Source organism: Chryseobacterium sp. 22543, from assembly GCF_052044565.1.
Lineage (GTDB): Bacteria > Bacteroidota > Bacteroidia > Flavobacteriales > Weeksellaceae > Chryseobacterium.
Window position 1 is genome coordinate 18116 of sequence record NZ_JBQENH010000005.1, and the last position, 24345, is coordinate 42460.

At 36.1% G+C, this 24345-nt stretch carries 22 protein-coding genes; 18 read left to right on the top strand and 4 right to left on the bottom strand.

Annotated elements, in window-relative coordinates; genetic code table 11:
- Positions 1-262: 262 nt before the first annotated feature.
- The 3 genes from ACTJIP_RS17820 to ACTJIP_RS17830 all read right to left on the bottom strand — a co-directional run bounded on the left by ACTJIP_RS17820 (position 263) and on the right by ACTJIP_RS17830 (position 6030).
- Complete coding sequence (locus tag ACTJIP_RS17820; protein WP_440704899.1) at positions 263-3676, bottom strand: T9SS type A sorting domain-containing protein; 3414 nt, start codon at positions 3674-3676, stop codon at positions 263-265.
- Positions 3677-3881: 205 nt separating this feature from the next.
- Positions 3882-5021, bottom strand: coding sequence for an EpsG family protein (locus tag ACTJIP_RS17825; protein ID WP_228408921.1), 1140 nt, complete (start codon positions 5019-5021; stop codon positions 3882-3884).
- A gap of 10 nt (positions 5022-5031) precedes the next feature.
- Positions 5032-6030, bottom strand: a complete 999-nt coding sequence (locus ACTJIP_RS17830; RefSeq protein ID WP_180564736.1) for a hypothetical protein — start codon at positions 6028-6030, stop codon at positions 5032-5034.
- A 192-nt stretch (positions 6031-6222) separates the two neighbouring features.
- Between ACTJIP_RS17830 and ACTJIP_RS17835 the strand changes: the two genes are divergently transcribed.
- The 5 genes from ACTJIP_RS17835 to ACTJIP_RS17855 are packed head-to-tail and all read left to right on the top strand — an operon-like array spanning position 6223 to position 12856.
- Positions 6223-9876 carry an MMPL family transporter gene (locus ACTJIP_RS17835; RefSeq protein ID WP_077419556.1) on the top strand — a complete coding sequence of 1218 codons (3654 nt, stop codon included), beginning with the start codon at positions 6223-6225 and terminating at the stop codon, positions 9874-9876.
- A 42-nt stretch (positions 9877-9918) separates the two neighbouring features.
- A complete protein-coding gene (locus ACTJIP_RS17840) occupies positions 9919-10833 on the top strand; it encodes a dialkylrecorsinol condensing enzyme DarA (protein WP_180564738.1) in 915 nt (304 codons plus the stop codon).
- A gap of 1 nt (position 10834) precedes the next feature.
- The gene (locus tag ACTJIP_RS17845; RefSeq protein WP_077419554.1) at positions 10835-11974 is read left to right on the top strand and encodes a beta-ketoacyl-ACP synthase III; all 1140 of its coding nucleotides are present in this window, start codon (positions 10835-10837) and stop codon (positions 11972-11974) included.
- A complete protein-coding gene (locus ACTJIP_RS17850) occupies positions 11974-12405 on the top strand; it encodes a hypothetical protein (protein ID WP_077419553.1) in 432 nt (143 codons plus the stop codon). Before ACTJIP_RS17845 ends, ACTJIP_RS17850 begins: the two co-directional genes overlap by 1 nt.
- 7 nt (positions 12406-12412) lie before the next feature.
- Entirely contained in the window at positions 12413-12856 is a 444-nt protein-coding gene (locus ACTJIP_RS17855) for an ABC transporter permease (protein WP_180564739.1), read from the top strand.
- Between the two features lie 473 nt (positions 12857-13329).
- Here ACTJIP_RS17855 and ACTJIP_RS17860 read toward each other — a convergent pair whose 3' ends face one another.
- Entirely contained in the window at positions 13330-13494 is a 165-nt protein-coding gene (locus tag ACTJIP_RS17860; protein WP_175627306.1) for a hypothetical protein, read from the bottom strand.
- A 327-nt stretch (positions 13495-13821) separates the two neighbouring features.
- On the opposite strand from ACTJIP_RS17860, the gene ACTJIP_RS17865 reads away from it, so the two are divergent.
- From ACTJIP_RS17865 to ACTJIP_RS17925, 13 genes are all read left to right on the top strand, one after another.
- Positions 13822-14226 carry a hypothetical protein gene (locus ACTJIP_RS17865; protein ID WP_077419550.1) on the top strand — a complete coding sequence of 135 codons (405 nt, stop codon included), beginning with the start codon at positions 13822-13824 and terminating at the stop codon, positions 14224-14226.
- Between the two features lie 56 nt (positions 14227-14282).
- The gene (locus tag ACTJIP_RS17870; RefSeq protein ID WP_149835523.1) at positions 14283-15278 is read left to right on the top strand and encodes a BtrH N-terminal domain-containing protein; all 996 of its coding nucleotides are present in this window, start codon (positions 14283-14285) and stop codon (positions 15276-15278) included.
- A 1-nt stretch (position 15279) separates the two neighbouring features.
- Positions 15280-16038, top strand: a complete 759-nt coding sequence (locus ACTJIP_RS17875) for an ABC transporter ATP-binding protein (RefSeq protein WP_219071878.1) — start codon at positions 15280-15282, stop codon at positions 16036-16038.
- Positions 16025-17293, top strand: a complete 1269-nt coding sequence (locus tag ACTJIP_RS17880) for an ABC transporter permease (RefSeq protein ID WP_440704900.1) — start codon at positions 16025-16027, stop codon at positions 17291-17293. Before ACTJIP_RS17875 ends, ACTJIP_RS17880 begins: the two co-directional genes overlap by 14 nt.
- 76 nt (positions 17294-17369) lie before the next feature.
- Complete coding sequence (locus tag ACTJIP_RS17885; RefSeq protein ID WP_077419547.1) at positions 17370-17798, top strand: acyl-CoA thioesterase; 429 nt, start codon at positions 17370-17372, stop codon at positions 17796-17798.
- Positions 17795-18934 carry a beta-ketoacyl synthase N-terminal-like domain-containing protein gene (locus ACTJIP_RS17890; RefSeq protein WP_440704901.1) on the top strand — a complete coding sequence of 380 codons (1140 nt, stop codon included), beginning with the start codon at positions 17795-17797 and terminating at the stop codon, positions 18932-18934. The genes ACTJIP_RS17885 and ACTJIP_RS17890 overlap by 4 nt, the downstream gene beginning before the upstream one ends.
- Positions 18935-18944: 10 nt before the next feature.
- Positions 18945-19484 carry a 3-oxoacyl-ACP synthase gene (locus ACTJIP_RS17895; protein ID WP_440704902.1) on the top strand — a complete coding sequence of 180 codons (540 nt, stop codon included), beginning with the start codon at positions 18945-18947 and terminating at the stop codon, positions 19482-19484.
- A 74-nt stretch (positions 19485-19558) separates the two neighbouring features.
- Positions 19559-19816 (top strand): phosphopantetheine-binding protein, encoded by a 258-nt coding sequence (locus ACTJIP_RS17900; protein ID WP_034692439.1) that lies wholly within the window; start codon positions 19559-19561, stop codon positions 19814-19816.
- Positions 19817-19900: 84 nt separating this feature from the next.
- The gene (locus ACTJIP_RS17905; RefSeq protein ID WP_440704903.1) at positions 19901-21100 is read left to right on the top strand and encodes a beta-ketoacyl-[acyl-carrier-protein] synthase family protein; all 1200 of its coding nucleotides are present in this window, start codon (positions 19901-19903) and stop codon (positions 21098-21100) included.
- Positions 21097-22158 carry a beta-ketoacyl synthase N-terminal-like domain-containing protein gene (locus tag ACTJIP_RS17910; RefSeq protein ID WP_440704904.1) on the top strand — a complete coding sequence of 354 codons (1062 nt, stop codon included), beginning with the start codon at positions 21097-21099 and terminating at the stop codon, positions 22156-22158. The genes ACTJIP_RS17905 and ACTJIP_RS17910 overlap by 4 nt, the downstream gene beginning before the upstream one ends.
- A gap of 154 nt (positions 22159-22312) precedes the next feature.
- Positions 22313-23068, top strand: a complete 756-nt coding sequence (locus ACTJIP_RS17915) for a polysaccharide deacetylase family protein (RefSeq protein WP_440704905.1) — start codon at positions 22313-22315, stop codon at positions 23066-23068.
- Positions 23061-23687, top strand: a complete 627-nt coding sequence (locus ACTJIP_RS17920; RefSeq protein WP_077419542.1) for a LolA family protein — start codon at positions 23061-23063, stop codon at positions 23685-23687. The genes ACTJIP_RS17915 and ACTJIP_RS17920 overlap by 8 nt, the downstream gene beginning before the upstream one ends.
- Positions 23653-24288 carry a hypothetical protein gene (locus ACTJIP_RS17925; protein ID WP_077419541.1) on the top strand — a complete coding sequence of 212 codons (636 nt, stop codon included), beginning with the start codon at positions 23653-23655 and terminating at the stop codon, positions 24286-24288. The genes ACTJIP_RS17920 and ACTJIP_RS17925 overlap by 35 nt, the downstream gene beginning before the upstream one ends.
- Positions 24289-24345 lie beyond the last annotated feature (57 nt).

Genomic DNA, 24345 nt, shown 5'->3' on the forward strand with positions numbered 1-24345 from the left:
TTGCAAAAGTAAAGCTTTTTTATTATATACTTTTTGTAAAACGGGTTTAATTTAACAATCCAGATGGTTTATACCCCTTTTCAGCACCCATTTTTTAAAGATTCAAGCCCTTTGTAGTATAGGTTTTAGAGAGTTATATAGTTATCAACATTTTATGATATAGAATTTTTCATCAACCATCATAGATGTAAAAGATATGCTTACCTATAAAAAAGCAGAACAAGGGATCTCATTCCGCTTTTTAAATCCTCATTTCCGGAATTTATCGTTTTATAATTTTGACAACTGCTTCCGAATTATTTATTCTTATCAAATACACTCCTGCATTCAAAGATGACAGGTCCGTCTGATTATTTATAAACTGGCCAGACTTCACAATCTGCCCCAAAGCATTAAAAATCTGAAAATGATATTCTTTGTTTTCCGAAGCCTTGATATACAAAATATTGGAAACCGGGCTTGGGTATAGAATAATCTTATTGTCCGTCATTTTAAATTCTGCATTAGCAGTACTCAAAGTTGAACCATTAGAGACTACTGTGATTCTGGAAGCAGGTCCTTCTTCATTGCCGTTTGCGTCATATTCTATTTTTACACATCGGCACCCCACACCAAAATATGGATCATTATTATCATGAAAAACCATCATCCTGTTGGTAGTAGAAGCTGCATCAAAAAGTACATTAACAGGTCTTCCCAAATAATTTGAATTTAAAGCTGCTGTCCATACAGCAGGGTATTGAAAATTGAGAATATTAAAGGTTCCTTGTGATGTCTGATTGGCAATTACACTTCTGAAACCTCTTGATCCGGAATCAGGGTAGTTTCCTAAAGGATATGCAGGATTATTAAAGATATATCCTACGGTGGCATTGGCAGAATTTCTCACTCTGGTTCCTAAATAATCAGTGGCTATATTATATGATGTAGCTATGTTTTTGTCTTTTTTATACCATGGAGTCTGTCCGAAATCACTCCCCGAAACCAAAGCAACATTCATCAGATCGGGAATTCGCCAGCCTTCCGGGCAAGGATCGAAAGGAGATTTCTCTCCTCCTCTTCCCCATCTGTCAGGAGCCAGGTTTGGTTCTGTTGCCAGCCAGTCAGTTCCGTTAGTATAGTTGGGTGTTGCGCTGTTATAAGGAGCAAACGTACTTGGAATCATATATACCAAAGGATTTTTAACGGAATAAGACAGTATCTTGGAAATCTTTTCTACCGGCTTATCTGTACTCTGCACATTGGATGCAGCAGCGTAGGTATTGTAAGGCACTATATAACTACCGGAAAGATTGTTATAATCAGCTGAAGTAAGCACAGCATAGGATACTGTTCCATTTGCAGCAGCAGTTCCTAAAGAAATATTGTAGAAATTTCTGTTATCTGCATTTTGGAATGCAGGAATAGGATCTTTTCTTCCCCATTGATAGTGCAATCCCGTAGAAGCACGTATCTTCAGCAGCTCTTCGGCGGTGGGTGCAAGAGGATTTGCAACATTAGGAAAAGCATCTGTTGCCCCAAGATTACGATCCATGAAAGTGGTCTGCAATATCACATCCGCTTTGTTCACATAATTCACATAATTCGCTACTACTTCAGGAGATTCTGTAGTATAGGTGTAAGACTGTATAGGAGAATCCGTAACCCAGATATGCCAACTCCAATATACAGGAGCTGATATACTGCCGTTATGTAGAGTCACCACGGCATTTCCACTCTGATCAGGAGCTATTTCTACCTCTATTTTTGAGTTAGCAATACCCTGCAGTGAAGAAGGCGACGGATTTACTATTGAAATTTTACTGATAAGACCGGTATTCGTAGTCCAGAGAACATTTCCTTTTAAATTATTAAAACTGGAAGAGTTTAATATTTCAGGATTATTCAACAATTGACTTTGTACTGAAAATGCTTTACTCACTGGAATTTCAATGACAGCAGCTGTCCCGCTTTTAACAATCTGGTAGGTATTCGGATTATCAATCCCTTCTTTATATTCTGTAGCAGCAGGCAGATATTCTGTAGGAAAATCATAATCATTGACGAGATATAAAGGGTCTTTTATACATCTGCATCCGTTCGCATCCGAAGTATACATTACAGACATAGGAAAGTAATAATAACGCCCTTTAATATTAGGATAATTAGCATCCGGAATATCAGGCTGCGTTTTATCCGGAATCATAGAAAGCCCTCTAACGGTAACTGCCGGAGAAGCATCGAACTGCCGGGCCATGGTAGCTGTCCACAATGCAATATGATGCTGATCACTGTACTGTCCCAAATGAGCCCCTCTGATAAGCTGTCCATTTCCGGGAAAGATTCCCATATTGTACCCTCCAACGGCAGAAAGATCAAAACCAAGATTAGGATACACCTTAAATCCTGTCATAAATGCGGGAATTCCGGCATTGGTAGGTTTTATAATATGGTATTTATTGGTCTCAAAAACATTTTTCGCCATATTGGTTTTTACGCCGAAAGGTGAAAAATCTATTCTGATATCATCAATATAGGATCCGGAGGCAAGATTCGCCACCAGCATAGAGGGTATTCGCCATCCGTTGGGACAAGGATCATAAGAAGACTTATCCCGATAAGGTTTTGCTTTGTCATCGGTATTGTAAACAGCTTCTATTTTTCCCTGTGCATTATCAGACCAAAGGTTAAGCTCTGAAAGCCGGTTATTAGGCAAGGTTGTAGATTTCCCAAACCAATTGACAGGCAGATTGACATTATTATTGTAGTAAGCCTGACCGGAATTGTCCTCTTTATTGACATAGATAAGACTCAGCGGATTTTTTACAGAAAGTCTTAAGTTATTGGTAACCTCTGCTCCGGAAAGTAACACGAATTTCCTAAGATCATCAATACTTACAGCATTGGTCATATTTTTTGCTCCTCTATGTCTGACTCTTCCTATGGATCCCGAAGCTTCATAGAAATCATTCCCTCTGGTAACCAATGGCGGAATTGGGTCTTTTCGCCCCCACTGGTAAAGAAGTCCTATACTTTTGTTCCAGTCTGACACGGTGATGGAGCTTGTAAGTGCACCCAAATTCCTGTCCATCCATTTCCAATCTGTATCCGGAATCACTTCTGTTGTGCCATCTGACTTCATCCTTTTAATAGTATTGAAACTTCGATAAACCGTTCCATTTGTAGGATCATCAGTAACCCAGATATGCCAGCTCCAATAGATTTCTCCATTTACCTTAAAGGCAACCACGGCATTTCCTTTTTTTGTTTTATTGACAGGAACTTTGATCTTCGCATCCTGACCTGTCCCTGTTATTTCGAGAGCATAATTTACCCCTGATTTTATCAGACCATGAACATCTTCCCACAGTACATCTGCCGTTACAGCTCCTGCCGGAATGCCATTTCCGTTGAGATAGCCGCCTCCTTCCCACATAGCATATGCTTTCTTTACGGGAACCAGCAAGCCTTCACTATTCTGACTAGGGTCAAAGATGTAGCTGTTAGGAGCTTTTTTCCAATCCGGGAGTAATAATTTTGCCCTTTCACGTACCGGTCTGTTGAGTGAGTCTATATTATGAGTACTCAATACATCATGCTCAACTAAGGGAAGATATCCTCTAACATTACCTTTAGAACAAATTCCCAACGATATCAGGCAGATAGCTGCCGCTAATTTTCCAACTAACCTTTTCATATCTTATGGATTTGAGTGTTATCAAAATACAATTTTTAAGCCCTCATCAACAAAAATAGATTTATTTTATAAATAAAAATAAAATATTTATATTATGTTATTAATAACATAATTAAAAACCTTATAAACAGTACAAATCCAAACAATCACTTTATATAAAAAAAGACAGCTAAAAAGCTGCCTTTATATTTTTACCTCCAAAATACTATGGAAGGATATGGTTTTTGTAACGTTCTATTGAAAATCGTCCCGCCTTGATATTATTAAAGAGAGAGAAGACAACAAAATTGAAGACAACGAGTGAGATAATAAATGCATAAATCATGTTCTTGGTCCTTGCAGAAACAACATACATGGCATTTGGAATAATGATATATGAGAACCCAATGAATGCTCCTGCAAGCCTCGATGAGAAAATAGGGTTATTTCTAAAGATAAAATACATGCAAATTCCAGCCACTGCATAGTTTCTATGGTATTCATAATAAGGGTACAGCTCTTTCATCTTAGTATCAAAAACAAAAAGAAAGAAAGTCAGGATCGCCATCATTACTTCAGGAATACCGACACCACCGTTCAATCGCTGTACCGTTTCATCCATATATCCGTTGAAGCCTTCTACAAGCGTACTATTCGAGGCCATCCCATCCAAGAGCCCCCCAAAACTTCTGTATATTTCAAACGGAGACAGGAAGACAGAGCCAATGATCATAACCAGCATCACTGTTTTGTTCAGTGGAACGCGGGCCAGCCAATACATTGGCAGGAATAAATAACAGACACTATGGATACCTGATCCTATAAATATGAAAAATAAGTAATGCCAGAATTTCCGTTCTTTGATATACCGTATCGCAAAGTAAACGATAAAGGTCCCCAGATTTTGTCTGATCTGCCCACTTTCCCCAATAAAAAAGTTGGGGATAAACATAAAAAGGGTAAAGGTAAATGGATAAAATGTATTGTCTTCTGTATATTCTACTTTAAAGATCATCGCAAAAATAGCAATGACCAGCGTCAACATATAAAAAGGGGCGTTAAAAAAATTGAGGAGTATTTTATTAATCAATGTATACAGCCATTCTACATCCAGATTTTCAGATCCTTCCATATGGAGCATCTTCATAAAGATACTGTAATAGCTTTTGGTATCAGAGTAAATATAAATCCCTTTGTAACTTCCGTAGTCAGGACCTACCTCATTTCTAAGACCGGCAATAAGAATGAAATAAACAGCAAGGAACCAGAACCATTTTTTATCAACTTTTTTTCCATACACCTCCTGAATACTGAAGAACAGCATATAGACAATTGCAATAATATAATATGGATGTAGTAAACTCATGTTAAATCTCTTATGTTTTTTTAAACTGATGATATGCTGCGATAATTCCCGTTAGAACTAAAGGCAGAAAAAGTCTCACCTCCCAAAAAAGGCCCACTAAAGTGATCATAATGAGGTAAGGAATTGAAAAGAAAAAATATTTTCCAAAAATGTTCCTGTTTTCTTCATCAGTACAAAGTCTGTATATAAAGTAAATCACAATGACGGCAAAAATCAATCCCGCAAGATTGAAAGGACTGGAAAAGTTCCTGTTGATGTAAAAGCCTTCTACAAATGTAGTTTCATCCTGAATAAGCAGTGCTCTTAATCCCAGATAAGGAACAAGAAAAGCTATAACCAGAGGTATTATTTTCCAGATCACCTGATAATTTCCTTTTTTCAACTCGGCAATATTGAAAAATATGGCGGCAAAAAAAGCGATATTCAGGCAGGCAGTCTCTCTTACCAATGTGGAGATTCCGATAAGACCAATGAGAATAAAAAAGAAGATATTTTTCCCGGTATCTAAATATTTTAATGTTAAAAATACGCCGGCCAGATAGCAGAAAAGTGCAATAGTATCACAATTTGTCGGTGCATACTGAGTAATTACGATAAAAAAAACAGACAAAAGATGGATAATTCTTCTTGCATTAAGATTGAGCAGAAGACCTGTGGACTTCATTTTAAATACGGCATTTAAGATCAGGGAACATCCAATAAAAAAAACACTATTCATCAGGAAAAGCCCATGATAGAACGGCGTTCCGTTTTTGGACAAAAAATCTTTAAAGAAAGAAAAAGGACCATTGATCAGATCATACATCAGATCTGTCATCTGCACACTCAGGTAATTGGGAATCACCCTGTAGGCGTATACCGAGGAAAATAAGAAGTCGGGAGTTGTTTCTGATGTTTTCAGTCTCGTATAGGAAGATTCAAATCCATAATAAGACATAGCAAACAGCAGAAGCGGAAGTACTATTACAAATAGAAATCCGTTTATTTTTTCATCATTTCTTTTCAACATATCTAAAACAGATTCTTATTTTTTAATAATAATTGTGATTTAAAATACATTTTTTTAAAGGGGAACTTTTGCAAAAGTAGAATATTTTTTCATTCTTCCTAGAATATTTTATTGATTTTCAGACAAAACTTATCTCTAACTATTTTGAACTAATGCTTAAAAAATTAAATTTGCAGACTTGATTCACATGCAATGCATCGTTTTTTTATATTTTTATATTATCTGATTTCCAGAAATAAAATCCTATCTGTACTTACAGCCTTAGGAATTGCTGTTTTATGCTTATTTTTTGCATCAAAGATCAATTTTGAGGAAGATATCAATCAGATCATTCCTAAAAATGAAAAATCTGATCTTACAGCAAAAGTTCTTAAGCAGCTTAATTTTTCAGATAAAATTATTGTTATTATAGAGAATAAATCTGGTGAAGACAGCTTCCAGCTTTCCGAAACGGCAGATACTTTTTTGCAGAAGATAGAGCCTTTACAAAAGTATATAGGTTCTGTTCAGGGCAAAGTGAATGATAATGAGATTTCGGAAACATTTGATTTCGTAAGCCAAAACTTACCCTTATTTCTTAATGAAAATGATTACAGGGAAATAGACCGTAAACTTCAGAAAGACAGCATTGCCAAGCAGGTAGAGAATAATTATATATCACTGGTTTCCCCAACAAGTCTTGTTACTAAGGAATTTATAAAAAAAGATCCTCTAGGACTTACTTTTTTAGGAATTAAAAAATTAAATGCCTTAAACATCAGCAAAGATTTCAAGCTTGAAGACAGTTATATTGTCACCAAAGACGGCAAAAACCTGTTACTTTTTATTGATCCAAAGAATAAAAGTAATGACACGAAAGCCAATGAAGTTTTTGTAGACCAACTCAACTCAATAAAAGATGGTCTTAATAAACAGTTCAAGGGAAAAACAGAAACCAGTTATTTTGGTTCTCCGGTGATTGCTGTGGCGAATGCTAAACAGATCAAAAAAGACATTCAGAATACAGTAGTTATTTCTATGACAGTACTTCTGGTGCTTCTGATCTATTATTTCAGGAATTTCTTTACGCCTATCATTGTCTTTTTACCAACAGTATTCTCTGTACTTCTAGCCTTACTTGTTCTTTATTTTATTAAAGACAAAATTTCAGCCATTTCATTAAGTGTAGGAGCTATTCTGATCGGAATTACAATAGATTACGCCCTGCATATTCTTACCCATTACAAGCACAACAATAATATTGAAGAGCTTTATAAAGAAATCACCCAGCCTATTATATTGAGCAGCGCGACGACAGCTGTCTCATTCCTGTGTCTGGTTTTTGTACGCTCTGAAGCTTTGAAAGACCTGGGGATTTTCGCTGCTATCACCGTCATTCTCTCTTCAGTTTCAGCATTGATTATCGTTCCTCAGCTGTATAAACCCAAAGAAAAAGGAGAAAACCATAATACGAATTTCATCGACAAGATAGGATCTTATCCTTATGAGAAAAACAAACCTTTGATTATAGGGTGTTCTATCATCATTCTTGCCTGCCTTTTCGGATTCAGGCATGTAGGTTTTAATGAAGATATTGGTGATCTTAATTATATTCCAAAAGATCTGAAAATCAGTGAAGCCAAATTACAGAAGCTCTCGGATATTACTTCAAAATCTATTTATACGATTTCTTATGGAAATTCTGAAGAGGAGGCATTAACCCGTAATTCTGAGTTAAGCAGCTTCCTTGAAAAAGAGAAAAAAGAAGGTAAGATATTAAGTTACAATTCTATCGGAAATATTGTTCTTTCAGAAAAAGACCAGCAAAAAAAGATTGAGAAATGGAACAGCTTCTGGAATGATTCTAAGAAAAATCAGACTATTTCTGAACTGGTCAGTAATGGAAACAAATTTGGGTTCAATGGTTCAGCTTTTGACAGCTTCAATGAAGCTCTGCATAAAAACTATACTGCATTAAACCTGAAAGACTATGAAAAGGTAAAGGCTCTTCAGATCTCAGAATTCATGAGCAGCGAAAATGGTTTTTACACCGTTTCCAATGTAGTAAAAGTGGATGAAAAGAAAAGAGATGCTTTCATTAAAGATATTGAAAAGAAACATGATGCTCTTGCGATTGACCGCCAGCAGATGAACGAAAATTTCCTCGGCTTGCTGAAGAGAGACTTCAATACGCTGATCAATTATTCTCTTTTAGCAATTGTTCTGACAATTATTGTATTCTTCAGAAATCTTGAACTCACCATTCTTACCATGTTCCCGATTGTTTTAACGGGTGTTGTAACCGCTGGAATTCTTTATTTCTTAGGATTGGAATTAAATATTTTCAGTACCGTAGTCTGTACACTGGTATTTGGAGTTGGGGATGATTTCAGTATTTTCCTGACCCAGGCGATGCAAAAAGAGCATACAACAGGCAAAAATGAATTACCTACCTACAGAACGTCCATTATTCTTGCTGTTTTCACCACCATTCTTTCGATTGGCTCCCTGATCTTTGCCAAGCATCCTGCGCTGCATTCTTTAGCATTAGTTGCCCTGATCGGAATGTTCTCCGTGATTATCATCACTTCTACCCTATATCCTTTCTGGTTCAGATTATTCATTACCAACCGGGCAAAGAAAGGTCTGTCGCCTATTACGCTCAGGTTATTTTTACGGGCTATATTTTCATTTTTATATTACGGATTGGGTGGATTGATATTTTCTGCTTTCGGAAGTTTATTTATTAAAAACTCCAAGGGAAGAACGTTAGATATTATCAAATTAATTCTCGCTAAGTTTTTGACATCAGTACTTTATTTAACCCCTTTTGTAAAGAAAAGAGTGATTAAAAATCCGTCAGAAGACTTCAGCAAACCGGCTGTCATCATTGCCAATCATACGTCTTTCTTAGATACGCTGGCGATTGCAATGGCTACCCACAAAATCATCTATCTGGTCAATGACTGGGTATATGAATCTCCTGTTTTTGGAAAACTGGTAAAAGCACTTGGCTTTTATCCCGTTTCACAGGGAATTGAAAATGGAATGGATAAGCTGAAAGAAAAAATTGCACAGGGATATTCTTTGGTTGTTTTCCCTGAAGCAGAACGTTCTTATACCAATGATGTCAAAAGATTCCATAAAGGAGCATTCTACCTTGCTGAGCAATTTGGTCTGGATGTTCTTCCACTTTATATCCACGGAAATTCTGAAGTATTACCGAAAGGAGATTTCATTATCTATGACGGAAGTATTACCGTAAAAGTAGGCAACAGAATAAGTAAAGACGATATGAGCTTCGGCAAAAACTATTCTGAAAGAACAAAGAAGATCAATGCTTATTTCAGAGAAGAGTTTGCAACACTAAGAGAAGAGATTGAGGATGAGAATTATTTTAAAAAGAAACTGTTCCTGAGCTACCTTTATAAAGACAGTGAAGTGGTAAATGAAGTAAAAGAAGACTTCAACACCAAAAAATCAGTATATTTCGAACTGAATAAGCATATTTCCAATGAAGCCAATATCCTTCACATGGCAGATGACTTCGGACAGAAAGATGTATTATTGACTTTATATCAGGCCAGCCGAAGAATTTTTTCTCTGATACAAAGTGATGAAAAAAGAGCAATTGCTGCGCACAGCTATCTGGTAAAAAGAAGAAAGATACAGTATATAAAAGACCTTTCGGAAGTGTCTAAAAAGATTGATGTTCTTTTGATCTCCCATGATCATTTCAGCTTCAATGAGATTCAGGTTCTTCCCGAGACCATTATTTTTGTCGACACAAAGAATGCTTCGTTTGAAAACGATAATTATACACTGGAATTTAGTTCTGAATCATTAAAAGTATTTAAAACTAAATAATAAATATGAAAAACATATTTTTGTAAACGCTAAAGAAAACTAATGAAGAAAAATATACTTGTCATATATTATTCACAAACCGGACAACTCGAAGATATCGTGAGAAACATAGCCAAACCTTTTGAAGCTAAAAAGGAGGCTTATGATATTACATATTACAACATTCAGCTAAAGGAAGATTTTCCTTTTCCCTGGCCAGGTGATGTTTTTTTCAATACATTCCCAGAGTCTTATTTACAGATTCCAAAAGAAATTCTTCCTCCTTCGGAAGAAATTCTGAACAAAAAGTACGACCTTATTCTTTTCGGATATCAGGTATGGTATCTCACACCATCCATTCCTATTATTTCATTTTTAAAGAGTGGTTATGCACAACGCATTCTTAAAGATGCGCCTGTAGTCACCATCTCCGGAACCAGAAATATGTGGATGCTCTCCCAGGAGAAATTAAAGGTATACTTAAGAGATTTACAAGCTAAACTTGTAGGGAATATTGCACTGGTAGACAGGCATGACAATTATACGAGTGTTTTGACTATTCTACGATGGCTTACAACGGGGCAGAAAGAAAAATCAGGGATGCTTCCCGCTGCAGGGGTTTCTGATGAAGAAATCACGGGCTCAGTAAAGTATGGCGAGATTATTGAAAGACATTTTAATAATAATGACCTTAATAATTTGCAGCCGGACCTTGTTAAAAACGGTGCCATTGAAATCCGTGCGTTTTTGGTACGGGTAGAAAAGGTAGGAAATAAAATTTTCACCGTATGGTCTAACCTGATTATCAAGAAAAAAGAGAAACGCCCATTGCTGATAAAATTCTTTAAGGTATATTTGATGGCAGCGATATGGATTATCTCACCTGTCGTTTTGGTTTTACACCTGCTTACAACCCCTATATTTTGGTTTAAAAGACAAAAACAAAAAAGATATTTACAAGGAATTAATTTAAAATAGAATGTACGACGTATTTATAACAAAAGCATCAAAATACTTACCCAATGAGCCGGTAGCGAATGATGAAATGGAGACTTATCTTGGGCTTATCAATGATGCGCCATCTAAAGCAAAATCACTTATCCTAAGAAATAATAAAATCACAACAAGATACTACGCTTTAGACAAAGAAGGAAACCCTACGCACTCTAATGCGCAGCTTACTGCAAAAGCAATTGAAGGACTTTTTGATGAGAATTTCAAAAAGGAAGATATGAAATTATTATCCGTAGGAACTACTTCACCAGACCAGATACAGCCTTCTCACGCTTCTATGGTACATGGTGAACTGAACATCGGAAAATCTATTGAGATTAATACTTCAACCGGCCTTTGCAACTCAGGAATGAATGCCCTGAACTATGGATTCCTTTCTGTAAAAGCTGGTGTGCAGGAAAGTGCTGTATGCGCAGGTTCCGAAAGAATGTCTGCATGGATGACTGCTGACAAATTCAACCACGAGGCTGAAAATTTAAAATTACTGGAAGAAAGACCTATCATTGCTTTCAAAAGAGAATTCCTGAGATGGATGCTTTCTGACGGTGCAGGTGCTTTCTTGTTGCAAAACAAACCGAGAGAAACCGGTATTTCGTTAAAAGTAGAATTTATTGATTTCTATTCTTATGCACACGAAATTGAAGCATGTATGTATGCGGGATGTGACAAACTTGAAGACGGAAGCCTGAAATCATGGTCAGATTACCCTTCTGATGAATGGTTGAAGCAATCTATCTTTGCCATCAAACAGGATACTAAAATCCTTGATAAATATATCCTTGTAAAAGGAGCGGAAAGTCTAAGATCTTCTTTTGACAAACATAATTTAGATCCTGAAAAAATCGACCATGTATTAGCTCATATTTCATCAGGATATTTCAAAGACGGACTGAAGGAAGAGTTTGCTAAAAAAGGAATGGATTTCCCGGCAGAAAAATGGTTCTATAATCTTTCTGAGGTTGGAAACATCGGAGCTGGATCTATATTTATTGCCCTTGAAGAACTGATGAATTCCGGGACATTGAAAAAAGGAGAAAAAGTACTTCTTTGTGTTCCTGAAAGTGGAAGATTCGCTTACTCTTGTGCTTTACTAACAGTTTGCTAATGGAAAACAGACTGCCCACATCCGATAAAGATTTTGTAGAAAGCCTTATTCCGCAACGGTTTCCTTTTGTAATGGTACATGAGTTATCAGATTATTCTGAAAACCATCTTTTATCCGGTTTTGAGATCAAAGAAGACAATCTTTTCATCCAGGACGGATTGTTTCAGGCTTCTGGGCTTATTGAGCATCAGGCACAGAGTGTTGCCCTTCATACCGGATATAAATATTATCTGCTGGGAAAAGATGCCCCAACCGGGTATATAGGAGCCATCAAATCTTTTGAAGCTGAAATGCTGCCCAAAGTAGGAGACCAACTGAAATCTGAGGTAACCATCCTCAATGAAGTAATGGGAGTAACTCTTGTGGATATTGTTACCAAACTAAACGGTGAAGTGATTGCAAAATCTCAAATGAAAACCGCTGTAAAATAAACTGGAAATGGAAATAAAGGAAGAGAATATCATCAATATACACAACTTTTTACCACATCGTGAACCGATGCTTATGGCAGACTATATCCTGGAACTGACCAAAGAAAAAGTAGTGACTTCCTTTGAAATAAAAGAAGACAATGTCTTTGTTCACAACAATGAGTTCGTGGAAGCCGGATTAATTGAGAATCTGGCACAAACCTGTTCATCAATTCTTGGACAAAGCTTCTTTGAAAATCCTGAAGCAGATACTAAAGTAATCGGATTCATTACCAATATCAAGAAGATTGAAGTTTTTGCCCTTCCAAAAGTGAATGACAAAATCATTTCCAAGGCATCTCTTATTTCACAGTTTGAAAACATCTGCCACATCTTCTGTGAAACATTTTATAATGACGAATTATTGATCAGAGCAGAAATCAACCTGTTTATTCAGGAGGTCAAATCGTAAAGATCAATTCAACATAGAATAAAAAAGCTGTACAAAACGTACAGCTTTTTTATTTTTGATCTTATGGCTTGTGAATATTTGTGCAATTCATTGGTGCCATTTGTGTTAAAAATATAGGTTTTGGCTAAAGCCAGGTGATTTTTTCTTTTTTGCAAGTGGGCTAAAGCCTACTTCTATTGAATTGATTACAACTGCCTTACAATAAAAAACATTTTTTATTTATTTAAAATTAAAAAAAACCATCATAATATAATTGAAAACCAATGAAATACAAATTAAAAAAATCCTCACAAGAGGAATTATTTCACGTGAAACATTTCAAAGATCCGTGAAACTCTGATCATCAGGAAGAAACAGTTTAAAACAAGAAAAAAGCGGAACATTTCTGCCCCGCCTATGATTTACTTAAAGGTTTTATTTTTTATAAAACAATAAAGTAGGATTAAGTTTTAACTGAAGTATTGAATATCTCCTTAGATAATCACCTCGTAATCATTTCCGCCGCAAATCTGTTCTGCAGAAGAAGCAATATCAGTATTGACATTCACATTACGAATTTGACCATTAGTTCCATTAGCACATGAAATGTAAGCAGTTAATCCTCCTTTCACTTCTTTTAACTCAGTCTTTGTAAGCAATTTTAAATTTTTCATTAATTTAATTTGTTTTTGATTATTAGTTTTTGTTGTTTAACACAGACAAATATAGATAAAACAATCAAATAAAAAATATATCCCTAATAATTAACAAAACTTTATAAATATCAACAATTTAACATAATTGGATTAGGTTATCAGTACCTCTAAATATGTTTGATACAGCCTTTGTGTCAAAGCAATAACTCACTCAGATTTAATATGATTTACATATAATGTATTTTCACTATTTTAGCCACCTGATTAGATAATCAAAAAAACAGGTGAATTTTATTTCATCTGAAATCTAAAAAAATGAACATTATTTAGATGAAAAAACAAGACTTACCTCAAGACGAAAGTAACCTGAAATCCGCCAACATGACTGAAGTTCTGTATGTAACGGATGAGAACGATAATTACACCACAGCAAACAGTACAGGCTGGGATGCCAAGAAAGCTGCTCTGGATGAATCTATGGAACTTATTCATGAAAGAATTGAGGAAGCAAAACAAAATGTTGCCAATAATACGGCAAGCCCTATCGCCTATTTTATGGAACTGAATAAAATGGATCTGGGTGTTCTTGCTTCTTACGTAGGATTATGGCAATGGAGGGTAAAAAGACATTTTAAACCCAAGGTATTTAAAACACTAAGCGAAACTGCACTGAAAAAATATGCCGATGCATTCGGAATTTCGGTGGATGAATTAAAAAACTTCAACGGAAAATAAATGAAATAAGGCTATATATGCCTGTTCATTTTCCAATGAAAAGATACAATCAGCAAATGAAATTAAACTTTGAACACCATCAGACTGCGCATTGCGAAAACGGTGTTGCTTCTAATCTACTGCTTAATAAAGGCTTAAAACTAAGTGAGCCTATGATTTTCGGAATTGGTTCCGGACTATTTTTTGTCTATCTCCCTTTTTTAAAGGTGAATTTTGCGCCGGGCTTCAGCTATCGTCCGATGCCGGGTGCTATTTTCAGTAAAGCAGCCAAAAGATTAGGAATTAAAATCAAAAGAGAAAAATTCTCAAACCCTAAAGACGCCCAAAAAGCTCTAGAAAGAAATCTGGAACAAAATATCCCTACAGGACTTCAGGTAGGAGTTTTCAACCTTACCTACTTTCCTGAAGAATATAAATTCCACTTCAATGCCCACAATCTTGTGGTATACGGAAAAGAGGACGGAAAATTCCTTATCAGCGACCCTGTAATGGATTATACAACATCCCTTTCCGAAGCAGAACTGGAAAAAGTAAGATATGCAAAAGGAGCGCTTCCTCCGAAAGGACATATGTACTATCCTATTTATGTTCCGGAAAATGTAAACCTTGAAGAAGCCATTAAAAAAGGAATTAAAGACACCTGCAAAAATATGCTGGCACCGGTACCGCTTATCGGCGTAAAAGCCATGAGATGGGTAGCAAAGAGCATCCCGAAGTGGGCCGAAAAGAAGGGAACAAAAGTGACCAACCATTATTTGGGCCAACTGATCAGAATGCAGGAAGAAATCGGGACCGGAGGCGGAGGTTTCAGATTCATCTATGGAGCATTTCTTCAGGAAGCTTCTGTTATTCTTAAAAACGATGAACTCAAGGAATTATCAAAAGAAATCACTTCCATTGGTGACCTGTGGAGAGATTTTGCTGTAGATATTGCGAGAGTTTACAAAAACAGAAACTCAAAAAGCAATATTTATAACGAACTTTCTAAAACGATGCTGCACATTGCAGATTTAGAAGAAGCTTTTTATAAAAAACTGAGAAAAGCGATCTGATATGGCAGAAAATATGATTGAGATCAAAAACTTATATAAGAAATACAAAAATTCTGATGAGTTTTCTGTAAATGATATTTCCCTGAATATCAATAAAGATGAAATCTATGGAATTCTCGGACCAAACGGCGCCGGGAAAACAACGCTGATTTCTATGCTTTCAGGATTGATAAAGCCAACTTCGGGACAATTCACCATCAATGGTTTATCTCCACAAAAAGAGGGTTTTAAAATTAGACAGATTATTGGAATTGTACCTCAGGAATATGCTCTATATCCTACTCTTACCGCTAAAGAAAACCTAATGTTCTTTGGAAGTCTGTATGGTTTGAAGCACAACCAGCTTAAAAAAGCAATTGATGAATCTCTGGAAATTATGGGGCTTTCAAAATTTGCCAATAAACAGGTAGGACAGTTTTCAGGAGGAATGAAACGTCGCTGCAACCTTATCGCAGGAACACTTCACAATCCTAAAGTCTTATTCCTGGATGAGCCCACTGTAGGAGTTGATGTTCAGTCTAAAAAAGCAATTATTGACTATCTTTTAGATTTAAATAAACAGGGAACCTGCATTATTTATACTTCCCATCACCTTTCGGAAGCGGAAGAATTCTGTACAAAAATTGCCATTATTGACCACGGAAAAATTCATGCAGTAGGAACACCTGAAGAATTGGTAAACAGAGTAGCAAGCGCAGAAAACCTTGAAGATGTTTTCATTTCATTAACCGGAAAAGAATTAAGAGATGTTGTTGTATAAATTGTGGAGAAGCTTCATTAAGGAAATCCTTCTGCTGAAAAGAGATATCGGAGGGATTGTCATCATCTTTGTGATGCCATTACTTTTGATTGTAACCATTACCCTTATCCAGGATTCTACCTTTAAAAACCTTGAAGGATCAAAGATTCCGATCATTTTTATTGATCAGGATAAATCTGAAGTTTCAAAAAATATAAAAGCTGAACTGGAAAACAGCAAAACATTCCAGCTGCTGACCAATTTCAATGAAAAGTCTGCTCAGAATGCTGTTTTTTCCGGAGATTATCAGATGGCGATCGTCATTCCTGAAAATTTAACGAAAGATTTAAATTCAAATATTGATTCAAAAGTTCAGACCATTGTAAGTTCTTTCGGACTGGAAGGAGATTCTGCAAAAGTAAAAACAGCTGCCCCAAAAACCAAAGAAATTCATTTGTACTTTGACCCTGCTACCAATGCAGGATTCAAAAACTCAGTAATGAATTCTGTCAACAAAATGGTTTTTGAGATTGAAAATAAAAAGATTTACAAAGCATTTCAGGATCAGCTGGGAACCACGGAAAATCTTGACGAAAATAAAAACCTGATCAGTTTTAAAGAAATAACTCCCAAGAAAGGAGAAATGGACGTAATGCCGAATTCTGTTCAGCACAACGTTCCTGCATGGACTCTTTTTGCAATATTCTTTATTGTAGTTCCTTTATCCATCAATCTGGTTAAAGAAAAAAGTCAGGGAACAAGTGTAAGAGCGAGAATAAGCCCTACTCCATATTTTGTACATATTTTAGGTAAAACATTTACCTATCTTATCATCTGTATCATTCAGTTTTTACTGATGGTTGCAGTAGGAATTTATCTTTTCCCTTATATGGATCTTCCTGCATTTGATGTATCCGGAAAAATGTTCCAGCTTGTCACAGTAACGCTGTTTGCGGGACTGGCAGCTATTGGGTTTGGCGTTTTACTGGGTACTATTGCCGATACACAAGAGCAGTCTGCCCCATTCGGAGCGACATCTGTAGTAGTTTTGGCTGCTATCGGAGGAATCTGGGTTCCTGTATTTTTAATGCCGGAATTCATGCAGACCGTTGCTAAATTTTCTCCCATGAACTGGGGACTGAATGCTTACTATGATATTATTTTAAGAAACAGCGGAATTGGAGGAATAGCTAAAGAATTAGCATTCTTATTATTATTTTATATTGCCACCGTAGCTATTTCCATTTTTTACGAAAGAAAACTCCAAAATATTTAATTTATTTTTATGACAAATATTACCAGGAGTTTCCTGACGGCCAAAAAAAACAATAAAAATTCCGGAAGAAAACAAAATGCAGTCTAAAGAAAATATATTAACCTGTACTGAAGAAGTAAGAGTACGATTCAATGAGACAGATCCATTGGGAATTGTCTGGCATGGACACTATATCGTGTATTTTGAAGATGGAAGAGAAGCTTTTGGCCGTGAGCATGGCTTAACCTATCTTGATATTCAGAATGCAGGATATGTGACACCCATTGTAAAAAGTACCTGCGAACATTTTCTTCCTTTAAAATATGGAGAAACCTTCAGAATTGTAACAACGTACGTAAATTCGATATCTGCCAAGCTGATATACAGATATGAAATCTTCAACAAAGAAGATCAATTGGTTTGCAGTGGAGAAACAATTCAGGTATTTCTGGACAGTAACGGAAGCTTATGCCTGTACAACCCGGAGTTTTTTCAAAACTGGAAAGATAAAATGGGATTATCATGAGGAAAGAAATTTATATCACAGACTATAATTGTGTAACTCCTTTAGGCTTCAATGTGGATTCCAACTGGAACGCTCTTTTGGAAGGAAAATCAGGAGTTGCTTTACATAAAATCATAGACAATCAGGATGCTTTTTATGCTTCCATGATTGATTCTGAAAAACTGAATGAAGAATTCAACAGATTCTTTGCTCAGAATACCATCAATTTCACAAGACTTGAAAAAATGCTTCTTTTAAGCCTGCTTCCTCTTGTTGAAAAACATACTGTATCAAAGGACACTGCCTTTCTTCTGTCTACCACAAAAGGGAATATCAGCCTGTTAAAAAACCAGTCTGAATTACCTGAAGGCGTTTATTTATCAAAATTAGCGCAGAAAATAGCAGATTTTTTTGGATTTAAAACAAAACCAATCATTGTTTCCAACGCCTGTGTTTCAGGGGTAATGGCAATTTCTGTTGCAAAGAATATGATTCAGGCAGGAAAGTATAAAGATGCCTTTGTCATTGCTGGGGATGAGCTTTCTGAGTTTGTTATTTCAGGATTCAACTCATTTCAGGCTATAGGATCGGGACCTTGTAAGCCTTATGATAAAAACAGAGACGGAATCAATATTGGTGAAGCTGCAGCTGCAGTTTATATAACCAGCAATCCTTCACAAAACGAAAAATTCAGATTTAAAGTTCTGGGAGATTCCGCAATCAATGATGCCAACCATATTTCCGGACCTTCAAGAACCGGGGACGGTTTGTATGCCAGTATCAGCAATGCTATGGATGAAGCGAAGGTTTCTCCGGAACACATCGATTTTATTTCTGCCCACGGAACGGCAACTTTATATAACGACGAAATGGAAGCTATTGCCTTCAACAGAATGGAACTTCAGAATGTTCCTCTCAACAGTATGAAAGGATATTACGGACATTGTTTGGGCGCATCAGGGCTTCTTGAGAGTATTATCTCTATGGAAAGTGCTCTTCACAGGACTTTACTTCCCTCAAAGAATTTTGAAGAAATGGGAGTAACCCAGCCTTTGAATATCATCAAAGAAAATCAATCTGCAGAAATTAAATATATTCTAAAGACAACTTCTGGTTTTGGAGGGTGTAATGCGACTGTTGTACTGGAAAAATGTTAAATTGAACGTGATGAAGAAAACGAACACCTGTACCATAGAACATTCAAAGATAATCGTTGACGGAGATCTTATTTTTGAAAATCAAAGCGAAACTTTTCAGGAATTTGCCAAAGAAGCTTATAAAAGTATGGATATCAGCTATCCAAAATTTCATAAAATGGATAACCTGAGCAAACTGGCTTTTCTTTCCGCCGAAATCATTTTGAAAGACGAAGATCACAGCAGAACGGCCATTGTTTTTGCCAACAGGTCATCCAGCCTGGATACGGATTTCAAATATCAGGAAAGCATCAACGATCAGGATAATTTTTATCCAAGTCCGGCAGTATTTGTGTATACTTTGCCCAACATCTGTGTAGGAGAAATCAGCATTAAGCACAAAATGCAGACTGAAAATGCTTTTTTTGTTCTGGATGAATTTGATGAAAACTTTTTAAACAACTATTCTGAACAAATTCTGCTATCCGGTAAAGCCGACAAAGTACTATGTGGCTGGGTAGAATTGTATCAGGAAAATTACAAAGCTTTTGTATATTTGCTAACCTTATAGAAATGTAACAATATAACAGTGTAATGATGTAATGATCTTCATGATATACTGAAACACTGATAAACAACTTAATTATGGAAAACTTAAAAACAGAATTGAAACACAAAATTATTGAAGTTCTTAATCTTGAAGATGTATCTGTAGAAGAAATCAAAGATACTGATCCGTTGTTCGGAGGAGGATTAGGATTAGATTCTATCGACGCTTTGGAACTGATTGTTCTTCTTGATAAAGACTACGGAATAAAATTAGCTGACCCTAAAAAAGGAAAGGAAATTTTCCAGTCTATTGATACGATGGCTAAATTTATCGAAGACAACAGAACAAAATAAATTAATACAACAGTCTAACAGTATAACGATGTGGTAATGATTAGTGAATTATCAGATTGCCGTATTGTTATGTTATCTTAAACCATGAGTCAAAAAATTGCCATAACAGGAATGGGCATCATTTCCTCCATCGGAAACAATGTGGAGGAAAATTTTATTTCATTACAAACCGGAAAACACGGAATTTCGGATATCGAAATGTTTGAAACCCGTCATGCTGGAATCATTAAAACGGGTGAAATAAAATTATCCAATGAAGCGCTTGTACAGAAACTTCAGCTTGATGAAGACAATAATGTAACAAGAACTTCTTTACTGGGAATGATTGCTGCTAAAGAAGCTGTAGAAAGTGCAGGAATTTCAGATATCAATAGCTGCAGAACCGGGCTTATCTCTTCTACGAGCGTTGGAGGAATGGATATTACTGAAAAATACTTCTACTCTTACGAAGACTTTCCTGAAAAGCAAAAATATATTGATGCTCACGATGCCGGAAGTTCTTCATTGGCTATTGCAGATTATCTGGAATTAAAAGGTATGGTTTCCACCATCAGTACAGCGTGTTCATCAGCAGCCAATACTATTATGATGGGTGCTAAGCTGATCAAAAACGGAATTTTGGACCGTGTCATTGTGGGAGGAACAGATTCACTGTCAAAATTTACTTTGAATGGTTTCAATACCCTGATGATTCTTACGGATTCCTATAACACCCCTTTTGACCACAACAGAAAAGGGCTGAACCTTGGGGAAGCTGCGGCTTTCTTAGTCCTTGAATCTGAAGAAATAGTCAAAAAAGAAAACAAAAAAGTCCTGGCTTATCTTTCCGGATATGGAAATGCCAATGATGCACACCATCAGACCGCATCTTCAGAAAACGGACAGGGAGCATTTTTAGCAATGCAGCAAGCTTTGAAAATCTCAGGATTAGCTAAAGAAAATATAGATTACATCAACGTTCACGGTACGGCGACTCCTAATAATGATTTATCTGAGGGAATTGCTATGATAAGAATCTTCGGCGAAAACCAGGTTCCTGAATTCAGCTCTACAAAAGCATTTACAGGACATACTTTGGCTGCAGCTGCAGGAATTGAAGCGGTATTCTCAATTTTAGCTATGCAAAACAATGTTATCTTCCCGAACCTGAATTTCAAAACAAAAATGGAAGAGTTTGACCTTACTCCTGTTACCGAACTGAAAGAGAAAAATATCAATCATGTGCTTTCTAACTCATTCGGATTTGGAGGAAACTGTTCTACCTTAATTTTCTCTAAATCATGAGTGCAGTATACATCAACAGTGCATCCTGTATCTCAGTTCAGGACACTTTAAACGGAAATATTCTTCAGAACCTTACTTCTGGGCATTCTTCAAATATCATCAAAGCGATAGAACCTAATTACAAAGAATTCATTCCGCCAGCCATGATCAGAAGAATGTCTAAAACGGTAAAAATGAGTTCCGTAGCCTCGCATTACGCTTTAAAAGAAGCAGGTATCAAACAACCGGATGCCATCATCGTAGGAACCGGAATGGGTTGCTCACAGGATTCAGAGAAGTTTCTGAAAAATGTAATTGATAATCATGAAGAATTCCTTACGCCTACCTTTTTCATCCAGTCTACGCACAATACCGTAGCAGGACAGATTGCTTTGGGATTACAGTGCCATGCTTACAACTTCACGTATGTAAATACTTCTTCTTCACTGGAATTTTCATTGTTGGATGCTCAGCTTCAGATCAATGACGGAGAAGCAGAAAATGTGCTTGTGGGTTCTACAGACGAACAGACAAACAGAACAATGGAGCTTTACTGTTTAAATAATACGATTAAAAAAGAAACAGATCTTCCCGTTGACTACCTAAAGTCCACTACCAATGGAGTAGTTTGGGGTGAAGGCGCCAGCTTCTTTGTTGTAGGAAAAAATAAGACTGAAAGTACATATGCAAAACTTAAAAACATTAGTATCAGTAACAAAGTAGAGTTGAATGAAGTGCAGGATTTTATCCAAAATTTCTTAACTCAAAACAATCTTTCAGCTCATGATATTGATGCTGTTATCTTAGGATTCAGCGGAGATGCAGATTCTGATGTTTATTATACCAAAGCAATGGACGTGTTTCCGGACTCATCTTTGCTTTATTACAAGCATTTGAGCGGAGAATTCAATACAGCCAGCGGTTTTTCAACATTTATGGCCTGTCATATCCTTAAGGAACAGCAGATCCCGGAAATTATGATGATCAATTCTGAGAAAAAGGAAAGTGTGAAAAATATACTTCTTTACAATCACCTGGCAGGAAATGATCACAGCTTGGTATTATTGGAAAAGGCATAATTGTTGAAATTGAAAATTATACAGTCTGTTTGTCATTCAGAGCGAAGCGTGGAATCTAGATTAGTCTAGACTTCTGCGGAGTGGCAATGGTACACAATAAACATTATGACCATACAACTCATAATAACAAGTTCAATATAAATAAACCTCAGCAATGAAACACTACCTCTTCATCCTGTTCTATCTCTTCTGTAATGTTTTTATTTATGCGTTCCACGGAAGTTTTTGGGTATATCTGTTTTGTTTTTTTGCTTTTTCTGCGGTGGTAGTCTGGGGCTCTTTTGATATTGAACTGGGATATTTTGTCAACAGTATCACTCATAAGCGTACAAAGATCAAAGAAGTTGCTCTTACTTTTGATGATGGCCCAACTGAATTTACACCAAAATTTTTAGATCTGCTTAAAGAACATCAGGTAAAAGCCACCTTTTTCTGTATTGGAAAACAGGTTGAGAAGTATCCTGAAACATTTCAGAGAATCATTGCAGAAGGTCATACGATCGGAAATCATACCTTATCACATGCCAATTCCACAGGATTTTTATCTGCTTCAAAAATGATTGAAGAAATTGAAAAATGCGACAATGTCATTAAAAACTCGGGAAATATAACAACCCATCTTTACAGACCTCCTTTTGGAGTGACGAATCCCAATATTGCAAAAGCGATCAAAAGAACGCATAAAGTAAGCATCGGATGGAATGTAAGGTCTTTGGACACCATCATTGATGATGAAAAGAAAATCTACAGCAGAGTTACTAAAAGCTTGAAAAAAGGAAGTATTATCCTCCTTCATGACACTTCGGAAAAGACCTTCCGCGTGCTGGCAGATTTATTAGTATTTTTGGAGGACAAAAAATATTCAACTTTTACGGTTGATACAATTATAAATTCAAATAGAAATGATTAAAAATATTGCTTTAGGAGCATTCTTACTGGTTTCCGGTTTCTTTTTTGCACAAAACGCGGCCATGTCAGGAGCTGAAGCCAAAGCATTTGTGTCGAAAGTATCTTCGGAGACTAAAGAGATCAAAACGTTACAGAGTGATTTTACCCAGACAAAAAAAATGGACTTCCTGGATAAGAGCATTGTTACTTACGGAAGAATGTCCCTGCAGACTCCCAACATGCTGAGCTGGAAATATACAAAACCTTATCAATACAGTATTGTTTTTAAAAGCAACAAGATCTTTATCAATGACCAGGGGAAAAAATCGTCTGTAGATGCCAAGAGCAAAACATTTGAAAAAATCAATAAGCTGATTGTAGGAAGCTCAAACGGAACGATGTTCAATGATCCGGAATTTACCGTAACTTATTTTAAGAATGGAAATTACAATATCGCGAAGTTTATTCCTAAAACATCACAACTATTGAAATACATCAAACAGATCGAGCTGTATTTTCCAAAGAATCAGTCGACGGTTTCTCAGGTGAATATGACCGAGGCTTCCGGAGATACCACGAATATTGTTTTCAAAAACACCAAGATCAATGCTTCAATTCCTGCGTCAGAGTTTACTTTATAGCCTGATCCTGATTCTGGCTGCTTCCTGTAAAACGTACAAGTTAACAGAAGTAAAACCTGTTTCCTCTTCTGAAAAGATGGTTGAGAATTTATACTTTTCTTCAGGTGAAGATTATGTATACAAATGCCAGATGGACATTTATAAAAACCATGTGAGCGGAATTCTGATCATCAAAAAACTGAATGAAACAACGCACCGTGTCGCTTTAACATCAGATTTTGGGAATAAACTGATTGATTTCGAGGTTTCTGATGATAATTTCAAGTTAAATTATGTACTTCCTGATCTGGATAAAAAAATAGTCATCAATTTTCTAAAAAATGATTTTCAGCAGCTATTGAAAAGACAATATCCTGTGAGCGAAAGTTTTGAGAATGACAATGCTAGAATCTATCTTTCAAAAATTGAGAATAAAAGCTATTATCTATTCTTCAACAAGGAAAACAACTTACTAAAACAAATCATTTACACGAAAAATAATAAGGAAAAAATCGATTTTACTTTTGATGCAAAAAAACCTATCTTCGCGGATAGCTTAAATCTACAGCACAAAGATTTTAAGATCAATATAAAACTATTTCAAATAACCGAAACAGAGTAATTTCCAATAGAAAAATTGTACCCTATTTGAGTTCTTTTCAGATCAGATTGTATTGTA

Excerpts from the sequence above, each read along its gene's own strand:
- ACTJIP_RS17820 (WP_440704899.1), bottom strand. The coding sequence starts at position 3,676 with ATGAAAAGGTTAGTTGGAAAATTAGCGGCAGCTATCTGCCTGATATCG.
- ACTJIP_RS17825 (WP_228408921.1), bottom strand. The coding sequence starts at position 5,021 with ATGAGTTTACTACATCCATATTATATTATTGCAATTGTCTATATGCTG.
- ACTJIP_RS17830 (WP_180564736.1), bottom strand. The coding sequence starts at position 6,030 with ATGTTGAAAAGAAATGATGAAAAAATAAACGGATTTCTATTTGTAATA.
- ACTJIP_RS17835 (WP_077419556.1), top strand. The coding sequence starts at position 6,223 with ATGCATCGTTTTTTTATATTTTTATATTATCTGATTTCCAGAAATAAA.
- ACTJIP_RS17840 (WP_180564738.1), top strand. The coding sequence starts at position 9,919 with ATGAAGAAAAATATACTTGTCATATATTATTCACAAACCGGACAACTC.
- ACTJIP_RS17845 (WP_077419554.1), top strand. The coding sequence starts at position 10,835 with ATGTACGACGTATTTATAACAAAAGCATCAAAATACTTACCCAATGAG.
- ACTJIP_RS17850 (WP_077419553.1), top strand. The coding sequence starts at position 11,974 with ATGGAAAACAGACTGCCCACATCCGATAAAGATTTTGTAGAAAGCCTT.
- ACTJIP_RS17855 (WP_180564739.1), top strand. The coding sequence starts at position 12,413 with ATGGAAATAAAGGAAGAGAATATCATCAATATACACAACTTTTTACCA.
- ACTJIP_RS17865 (WP_077419550.1), top strand. The coding sequence starts at position 13,822 with ATGAAAAAACAAGACTTACCTCAAGACGAAAGTAACCTGAAATCCGCC.
- ACTJIP_RS17870 (WP_149835523.1), top strand. The coding sequence starts at position 14,283 with ATGAAATTAAACTTTGAACACCATCAGACTGCGCATTGCGAAAACGGT.
- ACTJIP_RS17875 (WP_219071878.1), top strand. The coding sequence starts at position 15,280 with ATGGCAGAAAATATGATTGAGATCAAAAACTTATATAAGAAATACAAA.
- ACTJIP_RS17880 (WP_440704900.1), top strand. The coding sequence starts at position 16,025 with ATGTTGTTGTATAAATTGTGGAGAAGCTTCATTAAGGAAATCCTTCTG.
- ACTJIP_RS17885 (WP_077419547.1), top strand. The coding sequence starts at position 17,370 with ATGCAGTCTAAAGAAAATATATTAACCTGTACTGAAGAAGTAAGAGTA.
- ACTJIP_RS17890 (WP_440704901.1), top strand. The coding sequence starts at position 17,795 with ATGAGGAAAGAAATTTATATCACAGACTATAATTGTGTAACTCCTTTA.
- ACTJIP_RS17895 (WP_440704902.1), top strand. The coding sequence starts at position 18,945 with ATGAAGAAAACGAACACCTGTACCATAGAACATTCAAAGATAATCGTT.
- ACTJIP_RS17900 (WP_034692439.1), top strand. The coding sequence starts at position 19,559 with ATGGAAAACTTAAAAACAGAATTGAAACACAAAATTATTGAAGTTCTT.
- ACTJIP_RS17905 (WP_440704903.1), top strand. The coding sequence starts at position 19,901 with ATGAGTCAAAAAATTGCCATAACAGGAATGGGCATCATTTCCTCCATC.
- ACTJIP_RS17910 (WP_440704904.1), top strand. The coding sequence starts at position 21,097 with ATGAGTGCAGTATACATCAACAGTGCATCCTGTATCTCAGTTCAGGAC.
- ACTJIP_RS17915 (WP_440704905.1), top strand. The coding sequence starts at position 22,313 with ATGAAACACTACCTCTTCATCCTGTTCTATCTCTTCTGTAATGTTTTT.
- ACTJIP_RS17920 (WP_077419542.1), top strand. The coding sequence starts at position 23,061 with ATGATTAAAAATATTGCTTTAGGAGCATTCTTACTGGTTTCCGGTTTC.
- ACTJIP_RS17925 (WP_077419541.1), top strand. The coding sequence starts at position 23,653 with ATGCTTCAATTCCTGCGTCAGAGTTTACTTTATAGCCTGATCCTGATT.